The sequence below is a fragment of the Rhodococcus sp. Leaf247 genome, assembly GCF_001426185.1.
Taxonomy (GTDB): Bacteria; Actinomycetota; Actinomycetes; order Mycobacteriales; family Mycobacteriaceae; genus Rhodococcoides.
On the sequence record NZ_LMRP01000001.1, the window covers coordinates 1,053,097 to 1,067,107 of the forward strand.

Consider the following 14,011-nt stretch of genomic DNA (forward strand, 5'->3'; position numbering starts at 1 on the left):
TGTTATCGTCGACGGCATGGTGTCCCGTCGGAACGCGCCGAGTCTCGACGCGGTGGTCCGCGCACTGCACGCCGCCTTCGTCGAGGTCCTGGTCGCCCCGGCGGGTCTCGAGGTTCCGATCTCGTCCGTCACGCTGGTGGATCCGGACGACCTGTCCGCCGAGGCGTACACGACGGCGGCAGCCGCCGATCTCTATCTTCTGGCTGGTGTCCGCGAGGCGGACGCGGTGACGTGGCTCGAAGAACTGGGGACGCGCAGCGCGGACCTACGACCGGTCGCTGTCATGAGCAAGGCCGCCGCGTCGTCGACGTTGATGCAGCACGCTGCCCGCGTGGCGGGGGTTGCGCTGATCACGGTGCATTCGCAGACGCGCTGGGACCGGTTGCTGTCCATGGTGCGCGGCGTGCTGGACCAGTCGAACCAGCACATCGTCCCGACCGGACCCTCCGACCTCGGCGGCGTACTCGGTGCCGACACCGACCTCTTCGGCCTCGCGCACACGGTCGCCGTTCTCACCCGGGGCATGGTGAGCATCGAGGACGAGCGGTCGCACGTGCTGGCCTACTCCGCCTCGAACGATCAGGCCGACGAGTTACGCACGTTGTCGATCCTCGGCAGGGAGGGCCCGTCCGAGTACCTTCGGCGTCTCGAACAGTGGGGTGTCTACGACAGTGTCCGGCGGTCCGACGACGTCGTCGAGGTTCCGGCGCACCCCGATCTCGGCATCCGACGACGGCTGGTCGCGGGCATCCGGACGACGTCGTCCGAGCCGAAGTTGCTGGGCACCCTGTGGATCCAGGAGGGACAGCGACCTCTGACCGACGACGCCGGCAGCGTGCTGCGCGGAGCCGCCGCGGTGGCGGCACGGCTGATCACCCGCATCATCGAAGCCCCGACGAACGAGGCACTGCAGATCCAGCGTCTGCTCGGCGCCCGCGGCGGCGGTGTCGACGTCCCGTCGCTCGCCGCCGCACTGTCCATCCCCACCGACGGGCCTGCCGCGGTGATCGGGTTGGCAGCCACCGGCGCCACGTCCGCCACCGCGACGTCCGATCTGTCGACGGCGATTCGACTGCACGCCAGCTCTTTCCACCGCCTGTCGTTGGTGACCACCATCGGCGACCGGATCTACGTGCTGATACCGCGAACACGCGCCGAGACGTCGGTCGAGTCATGGACGCGCCAACTCCTGGACCGCATCGACGCGCGCACGACCGTCCGCCTCCGCGCAGCCGTCGCATCGCCCGTCGCCGCCCTGAGCGAAGTGGCGGCTGCGCGGACCGAGGTGGACCGCGTGCTGGACGGAACGTCGGAATCCACCGGCGACCGCGTGACGACGCTGGCGGATTCGCGCACGTCGGTGCTGCTCGGCGAGATCGTGGACATGGTGGCGGCCCACCCCGCTCTGCAGGATCCGCGGATGAGCGCCCTCGTCGAGTACGACGCCAGAACGTCGTCGTCGATGTGCGAGAGCACCCGGGTGTACTTGACGCACTTCGGTGACGTCCGCAGGGCCGCTGCCGATCTGCACGTCCACCCGAACACGTTGCGCTACCGAGTGCGCCGGGTGGAGGAGATCACGCGGACCGATCTGTCCGACCCCGCCGCGCGTCTGCTGATGGAGATCCAGTTGGCGGTGTGGGCCCGTCAGGCCAGAACCTGACGGCACCATTCCATCAACGGAGTGAAATCGCGCCACGCCGCTCGGACGTGGTCGGCGCAGGCCTCGGTGTCCAGCCAGGGCGGGCACCCGAAACCGCGGCCGAGGGTCAGGGATTTGTGACGCAGCAGGTCGATCCGCGGGTGATCGGCGTCGTATCCACGAGGGGACGTCTTCAGGCGATCACCGCCGCGGTCGTACCCTCGCCCTTCCAGGTCGGCGACGATCTTCTCCAGCTCGGCACCCCTCACGTCGTCGTCGACGACGGCGCGGAACTGCGCGATCGTGTCGGACGTCGATGCGTAGAAGCCGCCGGCGACCATCAGACCGGCCGCGTCGACCTGGACGTAGTACCCGGTGGACGGCGCCACCTGCACATAGGCGCCCTGGTGAGTCTTGTACGGCACCTTGTCCTTCGAGAAACGAACGTCGCGGTGCGGGCGGAACAGCTTGGCGCTGCCGAACTCGTCGGCCAGCACCTCGGTCAGCGCGGTCATCGGCGCACGGACCGACTCGTCGTAGGTGTGCTTGTGCTCGGCCCACCACGTCTTGCTGTTGTCGGCCTCGAGGTCCTCGTAGAAGTCGAGGGCGGCTTCCGGGATGCCGGTGAACGAGGTCATGTCTGCAGGCTATCGCCCCAGCGACCGACTGATCACCAGTCGTTGGATCTGGTTCGTCCCCTCGAAGATCTGCGTGATCTTGGCGTCGCGCATGTAGCGCTCGACCCGGAAGTCGCGGGTGTAGCCGTAGCCGCCGAAGACCTGCACGCCGTCCGTCGTCACCTTCATCGCAGCATCGGTCGCGACGAGTTTGGCCACCGACGCCTGGCGGGAGAACGGCAATCCGGCGTCCTTGCGTCGCGCAGCATCGATGTACGTCGCGCGAGCGGAATCCACTGCCGCGGCCATGTCGGCGAGCACGAAGCCGAGACCCTGGTGGTCGATGATCTTGCGGCCGAACGTCGTTCGCTCCTGCGCGTAGGCCACGGCGTCGTCCAGGGCCGCCTGCGCGATCCCGACCGCGACGGCGGCGATACCCAATCGGCCGGCGTCCAGTGCGCTGAACGCGATACCCAGGCCCTGCCCTTCGGCGCCGACGAGCCGATCCTTCTCCAGCAGCGCCCCGTCGTAGTGTGCCGCCGTGGTGGGGACGGCGTGCAACCCCATCTTCTCCTCGGGCGCACCGAACGAGAGCCCGTCGAGATCGGCGGGGACGAGGAAGCAGGAGATGCCCTTCGAGCCTTCGCCCGTCCGGGCGAACAAGGTGTAGAAGTCGGCCTTCCCGCCGTGGGTGATCCACGCCTTCGATCCGGTGACCGTGTACCCGTCGGGTCCGGGAACTGCCTTGCAGGCCAAGGCGGCCGCGTCGCTTCCCGCCTGGGGTTCGGACAGGCTGTAGGCGCCGATAGTGCTGCCGCTCAACATGTCCGGGAGCCAGCGCTGCTTCTGCTCCTCGGTTCCGAACGCCATCAGCGGGTGGCACGAGAGCCCGTGCACGCTGACCGCCACCGCCACGGCGGCCCACCGCGATGCCAGTTCCTCGAGCACCTGCAGGTACACCTCGTACGGTTGACCGCCGCCGCCCCACTCCTCCGGGTACGGAAGGCTCAGCAGTCCCGCCTCGCCCAGCGTCGCGAAGACCCCCTCGGGGTAGGTCTCTTCTTTCTCGTGCCGATCGACGATCGGGTCGAGAACCTTGTCCGCGATGTCGCGGGTCAGCTGCAGCAGATCGCGCGCGTCGTCGTTCGGTAGCAGGCGGTCGACAGCCATGTCCGGTCCTCGTTCCCTCGGTGGTCGTGAGCGCACCAGTACTGCGGCGGCCCTGTCAGTACTATCGACAGTACTGTATCGGCGGCTCCAGTACTATGAGCGCTCATGACGGCAGCTCACGCGACGGCGCGGCGCGCACAACTCTTCGACGCCGTCGTCACGCTGTTCCTCTCCGAAGGCTTCGCGCACCTCACGCTCGAGGACATCGCCGCTCGACTCCGGTGCTCCAAATCGACCCTGTACACCCTCGCGCCCAGCAAGGACGAGCTCGTCCGCACCGCCACGGTGCACTTCTTCACCTCGGCGGCCCACTCGGTCGATGCGGCGGCGGCCCGAGCGCACGGGACCCGCGCGCGCATCGCCGCCTACCTCGGCGCGGTGGGCGAGGCACTGGCTCCCGCATCGGAACAGTTCATGACGGACCTCGCGGAGTTCGAGCCGTCCCGGTCGGTCTACGAACGCAACACGGCGATCGCCGCCGAACGCGTACGCCGGATCATCGACGACGGAGTCCGCGCCGGGGACGTACGCGACGTGCACGCAGCATTCGTGGCCGACGTCGCCGCCTCGGTCATGGTCTCGATCCAGAGTCGCGCGCTCCCGCGGCGCACCGGACTCGACGACGCCGACGCCTACCGCGAACTGGCCACCTTGCTGACCGAGGGCATCGCGCGATGAGTTTCCTCCTGTCGCGCAGTCAGAGTCGGTACACCGTCCACCTGTGACATCAGGAGCTTCGCATGCAGAAGATCACCCCCACGCTCTGGTACGACGACAAGGCCGAGGAAGCCGCCGAGTTCTACATCTCCACCTTCGGTGACGGCGCGATCCTGAATGTCAGCCGCTACGGCGACGACGGCCCGGGCACCCCCGGCAGCGCGATGATCGTGGATTTCGAGTTGTTCGGTCAGCGGTTCAACGGCCTCAACGGCGGGCCCATGTTCACCTTCACCGAGGCGATCTCCATGTCGGTCAGTTGTGACGGACAGGAGGAGGTGGACCGGTACTGGGATGCGTTGGTGTCCGACGGCGGCGCGGAGTCGCAGTGCGGGTGGTGCAAGGACAGGTTCGGAGTGTCGTGGCAGATCGTGCCCGTCCAGCTGATGCACCTGATGAGCAACCCCGATCCGCAGGTGTCCCAGCGGGTCATGCAGTCGATGCTGTCCATGCGCAAGATCGTCATCGCCGATCTGCAGCGAGCTCACGACGCGGCCTGACGCACTCCCCCGGTTTCGCGGGCCGTATCGCGGGAACACCGCGTCCGTGTCCGACTCCTTGCTCGTCCGCGCCCTGGCGGCCCCGTTCGGCCTGGGGTCGGCGGTGCGGCACGCGAAGCTGTTCCATCCGAAAGGCATCGTTCTCCGCGGCACCCTCGAGCGGATCGCTGCCGACGGCGCCGGGTTGCCGGTGGGATCGGCCGACGACGTGCTGGTCCGTCTGTCGTCCGCGCTGGGTCTGCCCCGCTCCGTTCCGGACGTGGCCGGGTTGGCGATGCGTCTGCCACCCACGGACCTCACCGACTCCGCGTGGGACATCCTGCTCGCGAGCGCCGGCCGCGACGTCGTCACGCGGTGCGTTCCCCTGCCCGTCGGCTCGTTCGACTCCGCGTCGTTCTCCTCGCTGATGCCGTTGCGCCACGACGGCCGCAACTGGTGGCTGCGCGCCGGCGTCGTCAGCGCTCCGACACTGCCCACGCTGGAGTCGATCTCCGATGCCGTCCTTTTCCGACCCCTCGTGATCGAGCTCGAGCAGTCCCCCGGCACCGACGACTACCAGCCGCTGGCGAGACTGTCGCTGACCTCGGTCGACAACTCCGGTGGGCAGGTGTCCTTCGATCCGGTCCGGCGCACCCCGAGCAGCGTCCGCCCCGGCCCCGAGTGGTTGCGATCCCTCCGGGCGCGCGCCTACCTGGACAGTCGGCGCGGCCGGGAGACCTCGAGGTCTGGTTGAGGGTTCCCGGTTGTGGTTACTCACACCCTCAGTAGGCTGTGATCACAGACAACGTCGTTCGTACGACATAGGGGAGAGTTCCACGTGAACAGGATTTCGGCGTGACCGGTGACATCGGGTCGATGGCACCTGACGCAGTGCAGGAGACGCGCCCCCTCGTTCCCCACGAGGTGGACCACCGCTTCGAGCGCACCACCACGCTCGTCGGGCACAAGTACGTCATTCCCGACTACTACGAGGTCGGTCGCGAGAAGATTCGCGAGCTCGCGCGTGCCATCCAGAACAATCACCCGGCTCACCACAACGAGGCAGCTGCCGCAGACCTGGGATACGACGGTCTGATCGCTCCGGCCACGTTCGTCAGCGTCGTCGGCTCGATCGCCATCGACTACCTGTTCTCCCACATCCTGGTCGAGTACGAGATCACGGCAGTGCTACAGACGGACCAGAGCTTCGTGCTGCACCGCCCGCTGTTGCAGGGGGATCGCCTGGTGTCGGAACTGCAGGTGATCTCGGTCCGGCAGTTCGCGGGGAACGACATCATCGTCGTCCAGAACCACATCACCTCGCGCGGCGAGGATGCGTGCACCAGCACCACCACGTTCATCGCCCAGACCGACGCCGATGTCGATCCGCGAGCGGCCGCTCTGGTGAGCGCCGTCCTGCCCGCGAGCACTCCGCGCATCGGACCCACCGCACGACCGGAGGACACGGACAGCGTCTAAGGTCGCTGCGGTGGTGGACGAAAACGCGGACCAGTCGTTCGAGGGCGAGAACTTCAACGAGATCGACGCGCACGGTGAGCTGTGGACCGGCAGGACCTACACGTCGTGCTCGTTCATCGACGCCGACCTGAGCGGGCTGTCGACGCACGGCGTCGTCTTCACGGGGTGTGATTTCTCGGGCGTCGACCTGACCGACTCCACACATACCGGCACGGCGTTCCGCAACTGCGAGTTCCGACGTAGCCGCTTGTGGCACAGCACGTTCCGCAGTACATCATTTCTCGGATCGTCCATCTCCGACACTCGGATCAAGCCGTCGACCTTCGACGAGGTCGACTTCATGCTCGCCTCGCTCGGCGGACTCGACCTGCGCAACCTGGACCTGACGGGTGCGCGATTCCGGGAGTCGAACCTGGTCGGCGCCGACCTACGGTCGTCCGTGCTCCGCAACGCCGACTTCGGCGGAGCGCGCACCTCGGGACTGCGCGTGAACGACGCGGACCTGCGCGGAAGTACGGCCGACGCGACGTTCTGGACGTCGGCGACACTGGACGGCGCTCGTATCGACGCGGTCCAGGCGTTGGCCTACGTCCACGCACACGGCCTCGTCGTCCAGGACTGAACCTGTTTTTCGGTCTCGTCCGGTAGGCCGTCCGCGTCGAATAGACCGTGGAAACTGCCTCCCCGCGCGATACGTCCGGGCGGGAAGGCAGTTCCGTCGGGAAGCTGTGGTCTCAACCTCCCGGGCGGTGACGCGGACGTCGCCGCCGCCAGTCAACTACCCGGAGCCCGCCGTCCCGAAACGACGGGGCCCTCGAAGCCGTTGCAACCGAGTTGATCCGAATCCTGGACGTAGCGCCGTACCGAGCGCACGATGACGGCGCAGGTACATCCGAGAAGAGGGTCGAGGACACCACAATGAGCGACAACGTCTACCGCGTCACCGAAATCGTCGGCACGTCCACCGAGGGCACCGACGACGCCGTGCGCAACGCCATCTCCCGCGCCAGCAGCAGTCTCCGAGAACTGGACTGGTTCGAAGTCGTCGAGACCCGCGGCCACATCGAGAACGGTGCGGTCGCGCACTTCCAGGTGACGATCAAGGTCGGGTTCAAGCTGGAAGCCTGATCCGTCCCGCGGCGCCCCGTCAGCCGTCCGCCGTCGAATTCGGACGAACGTTTCGGGGCAGTTCTGTTTGAGGGCAATATCACAGGGTAGTTCGCACGGCATGAAAGCAATGACGTACCGCGGCCCGTACAAGGTCCGCGTCCAGGACAAGGACATGCCCACCGTAGAACACCCGAACGACGCGATCGTGCGCGTGGAGATGGCGGCGATCTGCGGATCCGACCTCCACCTCTATCACGGCATGATGCCGGACACGCGTGTCGGGATGACGTTCGGCCACGAGTTCATCGGCGTCGTCGAAGAAGTCGGTCCGTCCGTGCAGAACCTGCAGCGCGGCGATCGAGTCATGGTGCCGTTCAACGTCTACTGCGGTTCGTGCTTCTTCTGCACACGCGGTCTGTACTCGAACTGCCACAACGTTAACCCGAACGCGACTGCCGTCGGCGGCATCTACGGCTACTCGCATACCTGCGGTGGGTACGACGGCGGTCAGGCACAGTTCGTCCGTGTGCCGTTCGCGGACGTGGGACCCTCGATCATTCCCGACTGGATGAGCGACGAGGACGCGCTGCTCTGTACCGACGCTCTGGCCACCGGATATTTCGGTGCCCAACTCGCGGACATCGTCGAGGGTGACACCGTCGCAGTGTTCGGCGCCGGACCCGTCGGCCTCTACGCGGCGAAGTCCGCGTGGCTCATGGGAGCCGGTCGAGTGATCGTCATCGATCATCTGGAGAATCGACTTGCCAAGGCGCGGACGTTCGCTCATGCCGAGACGATCAACTTCGCGGAGCAGGACGACGTCGTGGTCACGATGAAGAGGACGACGGATCACCTCGGCGCCGATCGAGTCATCGACGCGGTGGGGGCGGAGGCCGACGGAAACTTTCTCCAGCACGTCACCGCCGCGAAGTTCAAGCTGCAGGGCGGCTCACCCATCGCCCTGAACTGGGCGATCGACAGCGTCCGCAAAGGTGGGACCGTCTCGGTCATGGGCGCGTACGGGCCCATGTTCAGTGCGGTCAAGTTCGGCGACGCGATGAACAAGGGACTGACGCTGCGCATGAACCAGTGCCCGGTCAAGCGCCAGTGGCCACGCTTGTTCTCGCACATCCAGAACGGCTACCTGAAGCCGAGCGAGATTGTCACGCATCGCATTCCGCTCGAACACATTGCCGACGCGTATCACATCTTCTCGTCGAAACTGGACGACTGCATCAAGCCGATCATTCTTCCGCACGCGAGCTGAGAGGGCCCCTCATGGTCTACACCGCCGATCACCCGTCGACCCCCGATATCGAGGGTCTCCGCGCTCGAATACCCGGCTGGGGCGTCGACCTCGATCCAGCCGACCGGCCCTCCGTCCCCCGTGAGCGCATCGACCCGGCCGGCACCGGTGCGCACTGGGACTTCCCCGAACGGCAACCGGAACTCCGCCCCCGTGAGCGGTCCATCGAGCACGGGATGCTGACGCCCGTCTTCGGAACCACCGCTCCCCTACGCGGCGCGTCCGGAGCCATGCGACGATTCGCCTATCGATACAGCGAGGGCAGGGCCGCGCACTGGCTGATGCTCCTTGCAGCCGATCGCGTCGACGCGATCGAATCGCACGCCCAGTCGTTCCTCAGCCTGCATCCCGACAACCCGATCACTCAGACCGGGGTCCGAACGGAGTTCACACACAACGGACTTCGAGCCCGGCGTGGCACGACGCGTGTTGATACGAAGCACGCGTGGATGGACCCGATCATCGTCGCCGGACCCTGGGTTGCGACTGCCGCGGTGATCGCCCGCACCGTTCGCTCGCTGCGTCGCGGGTGATTCACGTTCCCGCGTGCGTTCCGTGTTCCCGCGGTGACTGCACCACCCGCCGGAACATACAACGCCCGCGGGAGCCGAGAAACGTCGTGGCCGACTGACGGATCAGGCTTCGGCCTTCACGATCGCGTCGCAGGCCTCCGCCGCTTGGGCACCCTTGGTGACGAAGTGGTCGCGGAAATAGGTCAGATGTTCCTCGTGCTCGTGGAAATGGTGCGGGGTCAACACCACAGAGAACACCGGCACATCGGTGTCGAGCTGCACGCGCATCAGCCCGTCGATCACGGCCGTCGCCACGAACTCGTGTCGGTAGATTCCTCCGTCCACCACCAGACCTGCCGCGACGATGGCGTCGTAACGTCCGGTGCGCGCCAGTCGCTGGGCCTTCAGCGGAATCTCGAAGGCACCGGGAACCTCGTAGAACTCGAGGCTGTCGCGCTGGTGTCCGAGAGCGAGCATCCGGTCCGTGAAACCCTCTCGGGCCTTGTCGACGATGGCGCGATGCCATGTTGCTTGAATGAAAGCTATCTGTCCCGGTGCGTCGGCCATGCAGTGAAACTAGCCCAGCACCGGTCCCGGCGGTCACGAGTAGCCGTTCTTGACTGTTCAGTCTAAAATGAGCTCATGGCTCGACCTCGCGCGTTCGACACCGATGAGGTGGTGGCCGCTGCCGTGGCGGTGTTCACCGAGCACGGCTATCGGGGCGCGTCGGTCGATCAGATCCTGGCCGCGACGGACATCCGGCGAGCCAGTCTGTACAACGCGTTCGGGAGCAAGCGCGGACTGTTCCTGACGGCGCTTCGATCCGACAGAGCGACGATGGACCTTCTCCTCGTCGCACTCATGGAACTCGCGCCCACCGACGCGGCACTACGCCGCGAGCTCGGCGCCACACTCGCCGAGAGGGGAATCGACGAGCGCGCACTCGGCACCGCACTGCTCTCCCGCGCCGACATCCGACGAGAGGAAACACTGTGAACACCGTGACGATCGAAGGCGGACGGCTGGTCGTCAGCCCTCGTGGCCTGGACAAGCTGTGGAGCTTCACTCGCCGACTCGACGTGCCGTTGTCGCAGGTGAAAGGTGCGACCGCCGATTCGGGTGTCCGCCGGGAACCCAAGGGCATCCGCGCTCCCGGCCTCTCCGTTCCTGGCAAGTACGCCGGAACCTTCCACCGTGACGGGGAGAAGACCTTCTGGAACGTCAGCGACCCCGTGCGGAACGTCGTCATCGAGCTGGACGGCACCGGGAAGTACGATCGACTTGTCCTCACGGTGGACGATCCCGGCGGCATCGAGAACGCGATCAACGCTGCGATGACGTCCTGAAAGCCGTCCTCTCGGAGGTATCGACATCCGGAGCTGGTCGTCCGAGCGCCACCAGTGCTTCATACTGACCCACATGGCGTCCAACTCGAAACGAGCAGTACTGAGCAATGAGGGCGACTCGGTCACCGTCTTCCACGACGGCCGGATCAAGGTCACCTCGAGGGATCACCGCTGGGAGATCGTCGAGGTCGGCAGGCACAGCGCCCTCGGCCAGTACGTGACCCTCGGCGTCGGACGCCCCCTGTCGGCGAGCGAGACCGCGACGGCTGCAGCACCAACCGCCGACTACACCGTGGCCTTGACGCCCGACCGTGAGACCGAGGTCGCCGGCACCGTCGCCGCGACCAACGGCACCTTCATCCAGTTCCTGCACAACGGTTCCATCACCGTCGGAAGCGACGGACGGGACATCGCCGAAACGTTCAACACGGGCCCGGAAGCCAACTCGGAGATCGTGTCGGTCCGTGGTGGCTCGGTGACCGTGACCTTCCGCGGCTCCTACCGCCCGTCGTCCCTGCGTGAGCACGACTTCCTGGTCGACATCCCGTCGCCCGAGAAGCCTGCCCTGAACCGTCTGCACCCCGGCGAGCACGAGTCGCGTGCCGGAAAAGTGGGCCCGTTCCGCTGATCGAGGAATGCCCTCAGAGGAACGCAAAGCCCTCTCCGCGGTAGGTCGGTAGCTCGCTGATCAGGCGGTCGCCCGAGACCAGATGCAGGACATCGACTCGCTCGCAGAGCTCCCCTGCCTTGGCGTGACGGAACCACACTCGGTCTCCTACCCGTAGCGACGCAGCCGTCGGCCCGACAAGGGGCGTCTGCGCTTCGCCGGCCGCCTCACGTCCTGTCAGTTCGAGTCCGTGAGGCCACGCCACCGTCGGCAGTCGGTCTGTGCCGACCGGCCCCGAAGCCACCCATCCGCCACCCAGGACAGTGGCGGTGGACGCGGACGGCTTGCGCACGACGGAGTTGACGAAGAACGCGGCGGGCTCGGGCCGGAAGCGTCGATAGTGATCGAAGAGGGCGGGCCCGTACAGCCCTGACCCGGCGCCGACCTCGGTGATCACAGTTTCCGACGCGGTCTGCTCGATCGATCCGGTACCGCCTCCGTTGACGAACTGCAGCGGTGCGATCGCTCGTACCGCGGCGACGGCATCGGCTCGGCGTGTGCGCAGTTCACGGGCGGATGTCCCCTGGACGGCTCGCAGTGCTGCGCGAGCAAGAGGGTTCCCGGGCTGATCGTCTCCGATTCCGGCGATCTGTCCCTCGTAGGACATCACGCCGACCAGATCGAAGCCGCGTCGCTTGTCGATATGTCGCGCCAGTTCGGTGGCAGCAGCAACCGAGTGCACGGGAGATCGCAGAGGACCGAGATGTACCCGACCACCCAGGAATTCGAGGGAGGCGTCCATGTCGAGGCAGACACGAATCGATGACCGCACAGAAGGCACGACCTCGTCGATGTACTCGAGCTGATCTGTCGAATCGATCATGATCGTCACGCGCGAAGCCAGGCGATCGTCACTGCACAACATTGTCAACGCAGCGCGATCCGCAGTCGGATATCCGACGACGATGTCCTCGTGCTGGTTTGCGAGCCAGATCGCTTCCGGAAGCGTGAGCGCGAGAATCCCGCGGTAGCCGTCCAGGGACAGTGCACGGTCGATGAGGCCGCGACAGCGGACTGATTTACTGGCCAACCGAATGGTGGCCGAACCGCCGGTGCGAGCGACCAGACGGGCGGCATTGGAGTCGAACGCGTCGAGGTCGACTACCGCGAAGGGCGGCTCGAGATCAGAAGTAGCCGACTCGAGCGCATCCATGCGGGCGGAGCGGCCGTGTGCGGCGGGGCGTCGCATGAGCCAGAAGTCTGGCCGGACGCACCGACCGCGTCAAGGTCGGTGAAACTACTACGAACCTACTGGCCGATGCGGCCGCGGCCCATGCGCAGGAGGAGCATCCCGAGGGTGCGACCTTCCTGGCCCAGGTCACCGAAACGCTGGAGTGCGGACATCTCGCGAACGTTGGACGCCGACCGGCCCTGCGCGGCCTGGGCGAGCCCGACCGTGCGGGCAACTTGGTTGCGACGCTCGACTGCCGCGAGGATCGTGGCGTCGAGGCGCTCGATCTCGTCATGCATCGCGTCGATCTCCTGCTCGGCAACCGTGACGTCGACGTCATCGGTGCGAGTGAAGGATGCGGCGGCGAAGTCGATTGATGCGCTCATGATCAGTACATCGCCCGCCGCCCGACTTTCATTACCGAGTCTCGCGATACGACGGTGTGACGTAGGCAACACCGGCTGTGACCTGCACAGACGACAGCACCCCACACGTCCGAGGACGTATGGGGTGCTGTCGTGAGAGCGGGTGGGTGGGAGGTCAGTGAGCCATGCGGCCGCGGCCCATGCGCAGGAGGAGCATCCCGAGGGTGCGGCCTTCCTGACCCAGGTCGCCGAAGCGCTGGAGAGCGGACATCTCGCGAACGTTGGACGCCGACCGGCCCTGCGCGGCCTGGGCGAGTCCGACGGTGCGTGCGACCTCGTTGCGACGCTCGACTGCCGCGAGGATCGTGGCGTCGAGGCGCTCGATCTCGTCATGCATCGCGTCGATCTCGTGCTCGGCGGCGGTGACGTCCGCGTCATCGGTGCGAGTGAAGGATGCGGCGGCGAAGTCGATTGATGCGCTCATGACTACTACGTCGCACGGGGCTCCGATTCCGTTACGCACACTCTCGAGTATTTTTTTCGAGCGCTGAAACCGCTGGTAAGCGCATCGAAGAGTCTGCAGAACCGGATCCATGGCTACCCGCGTTCTGGGAACCGCGCACCCGCTCCCCTTCCAGCAAGGCTCACCGGTTGCAACCAGAGCAAGTTGCTGGAACCGGAGCACGTACGTCGATCACCACCACCACACCGCTACCTGCAACGGTTTCGGCAACCTGCAACGGCTACAACCGACGCAGGTTGCCGGAACCGTTGTGGGAACGCCCAAGCCCAAGCCCCACCCCCACGTTTCGAGGCACCGGCCACGGGTAGAGCGAGGTACGTCACAACAGAGGAGATTCTCATGGCACGTGCCACCCTTGCCCACCTGCTTCACGACGTCGGGATCGCTACCTGGTTCGGTGGAACGCTCGCGAATGCTGTCGCCCTCAACAAGGCTGCGTCGAGCGCGGACACCGCCGGTTCGACGGGCGCCGTCGCCAACAAAGGGTGGGATCGCTGGACGCCGGTCAACGCTGCGGCGATCGGGGTTCACCTCGCCGGCGCGGCCGCGCTGCTGAAGAACGACTACGGCCGGATGAAGACGCAGGACGGTGTCGCCACGATGGCCGTCGCCAAGACCACCCTCACGGCTGCCGCGCTGGCAGTCACCGGGTACAGCCGTCTTCTGGGTCAGACCATCTCGAGGGAAGGGTCGGTTCCGGCAGCCGACGGCACCACGCCCACGGCGTCGACTCCGCCTCACGTGGCTGCGGCGCAGAAGAAGTTGCAAGCTCTGCAGTGGGTCGTCCCGGCACTGACCGGCGGGATCGTTGCCGTCTCCGCGTACGCGAGCGAGCAGTTCCGTCCGGAGGAAGTGACGAAGGGCGTGCTGTCCCGCGTCATCGGCTGAGCCGCCGCACCCGGACGGC

Annotated in this window: 19 protein-coding genes; 13 read left to right on the top strand and 6 right to left on the bottom strand. The window is 66.4% G+C overall.

The features are described 5' to 3' along the window. Positions 1 to 16 precede the first annotated feature (16 nt). Complete coding sequence (locus ASG64_RS04980; protein ID WP_056070538.1) at positions 17 to 1,663, top strand: PucR family transcriptional regulator; 1,647 nt, start codon at positions 17 to 19, stop codon at positions 1,661 to 1,663. On the opposite strand, the gene ASG64_RS04985 is transcribed toward ASG64_RS04980, so the two are convergent. Beyond that, positions 1,648 to 2,280, bottom strand: coding sequence for a DUF2461 domain-containing protein (locus ASG64_RS04985; protein WP_056070541.1), 633 nt, complete (start codon positions 2,278 to 2,280; stop codon positions 1,648 to 1,650). The two genes, ASG64_RS04980 and ASG64_RS04985, sit on opposite strands and share 16 nt — an antisense overlap. Positions 2,281 to 2,289: 9 nt before the next feature. Beyond that, positions 2,290 to 3,429, bottom strand: a complete 1,140-nt coding sequence (locus ASG64_RS04990; RefSeq protein WP_056070544.1) for an acyl-CoA dehydrogenase family protein — start codon at positions 3,427 to 3,429, stop codon at positions 2,290 to 2,292. Between the two features lie 105 nt (positions 3,430 to 3,534). Between ASG64_RS04990 and ASG64_RS04995 the strand changes: the two genes are divergently transcribed. The 8 genes from ASG64_RS04995 (at position 3,535) to ASG64_RS05030 (ending at position 9,053) form a co-directional block, all read left to right on the top strand. Continuing rightward, entirely contained in the window at positions 3,535 to 4,107 is a 573-nt protein-coding gene (locus tag ASG64_RS04995) for a TetR/AcrR family transcriptional regulator (RefSeq protein WP_056070547.1), read from the top strand. 62 nt (positions 4,108 to 4,169) lie between these two features. Beyond that, positions 4,170 to 4,646: a VOC family protein gene (locus tag ASG64_RS05000; protein ID WP_042574471.1), complete on the top strand. Its 477-nt coding sequence runs from the start codon at positions 4,170 to 4,172 to the stop codon at positions 4,644 to 4,646. A gap of 46 nt (positions 4,647 to 4,692) precedes the next feature. After that, positions 4,693 to 5,379 carry a hypothetical protein gene (locus ASG64_RS05005; RefSeq protein WP_056070550.1) on the top strand — a complete coding sequence of 229 codons (687 nt, stop codon included), beginning with the start codon at positions 4,693 to 4,695 and terminating at the stop codon, positions 5,377 to 5,379. 122 nt (positions 5,380 to 5,501) lie between these two features. Beyond that, on the top strand, positions 5,502 to 6,104 hold the full coding sequence (locus ASG64_RS05010) for an FAS1-like dehydratase domain-containing protein (RefSeq protein WP_082518335.1): 603 nt from the start codon (positions 5,502 to 5,504) through the stop codon (positions 6,102 to 6,104). 10 nt (positions 6,105 to 6,114) lie between these two features. Continuing rightward, entirely contained in the window at positions 6,115 to 6,726 is a 612-nt protein-coding gene (locus ASG64_RS05015; RefSeq protein WP_082518077.1) for a pentapeptide repeat-containing protein, read from the top strand. Between the two features lie 296 nt (positions 6,727 to 7,022). Beyond that, positions 7,023 to 7,232 (top strand): dodecin, encoded by a 210-nt coding sequence (locus ASG64_RS05020; protein ID WP_056072724.1) that lies wholly within the window; start codon positions 7,023 to 7,025, stop codon positions 7,230 to 7,232. A gap of 100 nt (positions 7,233 to 7,332) precedes the next feature. Next, complete coding sequence (locus tag ASG64_RS05025) at positions 7,333 to 8,481, top strand: zinc-dependent alcohol dehydrogenase (RefSeq protein WP_056070553.1); 1,149 nt, start codon at positions 7,333 to 7,335, stop codon at positions 8,479 to 8,481. An 11-nt stretch (positions 8,482 to 8,492) separates the two neighbouring features. Further along, complete coding sequence (locus ASG64_RS05030; RefSeq protein WP_056070556.1) at positions 8,493 to 9,053, top strand: hypothetical protein; 561 nt, start codon at positions 8,493 to 8,495, stop codon at positions 9,051 to 9,053. Positions 9,054 to 9,155: 102 nt separating this feature from the next. On the opposite strand, the gene ASG64_RS05035 is transcribed toward ASG64_RS05030, so the two are convergent. Then, the gene (locus ASG64_RS05035; protein ID WP_056070559.1) at positions 9,156 to 9,599 is read right to left on the bottom strand and encodes a 6,7-dimethyl-8-ribityllumazine synthase; all 444 of its coding nucleotides are present in this window, start codon (positions 9,597 to 9,599) and stop codon (positions 9,156 to 9,158) included. A gap of 75 nt (positions 9,600 to 9,674) precedes the next feature. On the opposite strand from ASG64_RS05035, the gene ASG64_RS05040 reads away from it, so the two are divergent. The 3 genes from ASG64_RS05040 (at position 9,675) to ASG64_RS05050 (ending at position 11,006) form a co-directional block, all read left to right on the top strand. Then, positions 9,675 to 10,028 (top strand): TetR family transcriptional regulator, encoded by a 354-nt coding sequence (locus ASG64_RS05040; protein ID WP_056070562.1) that lies wholly within the window; start codon positions 9,675 to 9,677, stop codon positions 10,026 to 10,028. Positions 10,029 to 10,033: 5 nt separating this feature from the next. Beyond that, positions 10,034 to 10,378, top strand: coding sequence for a hypothetical protein (locus ASG64_RS05045; protein ID WP_235579488.1), 345 nt, complete (start codon positions 10,034 to 10,036; stop codon positions 10,376 to 10,378). A 73-nt stretch (positions 10,379 to 10,451) separates the two neighbouring features. Next, positions 10,452 to 11,006 (top strand): hypothetical protein, encoded by a 555-nt coding sequence (locus ASG64_RS05050; RefSeq protein WP_056070568.1) that lies wholly within the window; start codon positions 10,452 to 10,454, stop codon positions 11,004 to 11,006. A gap of 13 nt (positions 11,007 to 11,019) precedes the next feature. On the opposite strand, the gene ASG64_RS05055 is transcribed toward ASG64_RS05050, so the two are convergent. From ASG64_RS05055 to ASG64_RS05065, 3 genes are all read right to left on the bottom strand, one after another. Then, a complete protein-coding gene (locus ASG64_RS05055; RefSeq protein ID WP_235579489.1) occupies positions 11,020 to 12,234 on the bottom strand; it encodes an alanine racemase in 1,215 nt (404 codons plus the stop codon). A 59-nt stretch (positions 12,235 to 12,293) separates the two neighbouring features. Beyond that, on the bottom strand, positions 12,294 to 12,602 hold the full coding sequence (locus tag ASG64_RS05060) for a chorismate mutase (protein WP_056070571.1): 309 nt from the start codon (positions 12,600 to 12,602) through the stop codon (positions 12,294 to 12,296). Between the two features lie 154 nt (positions 12,603 to 12,756). After that, positions 12,757 to 13,065 carry a chorismate mutase gene (locus tag ASG64_RS05065; protein ID WP_056070575.1) on the bottom strand — a complete coding sequence of 103 codons (309 nt, stop codon included), beginning with the start codon at positions 13,063 to 13,065 and terminating at the stop codon, positions 12,757 to 12,759. Positions 13,066 to 13,443: 378 nt separating this feature from the next. On the opposite strand from ASG64_RS05065, the gene ASG64_RS05070 reads away from it, so the two are divergent. After that, positions 13,444 to 13,992 (top strand): hypothetical protein, encoded by a 549-nt coding sequence (locus tag ASG64_RS05070; protein WP_056070578.1) that lies wholly within the window; start codon positions 13,444 to 13,446, stop codon positions 13,990 to 13,992. Positions 13,993 to 14,011: the final 19 nt, after the last annotated feature.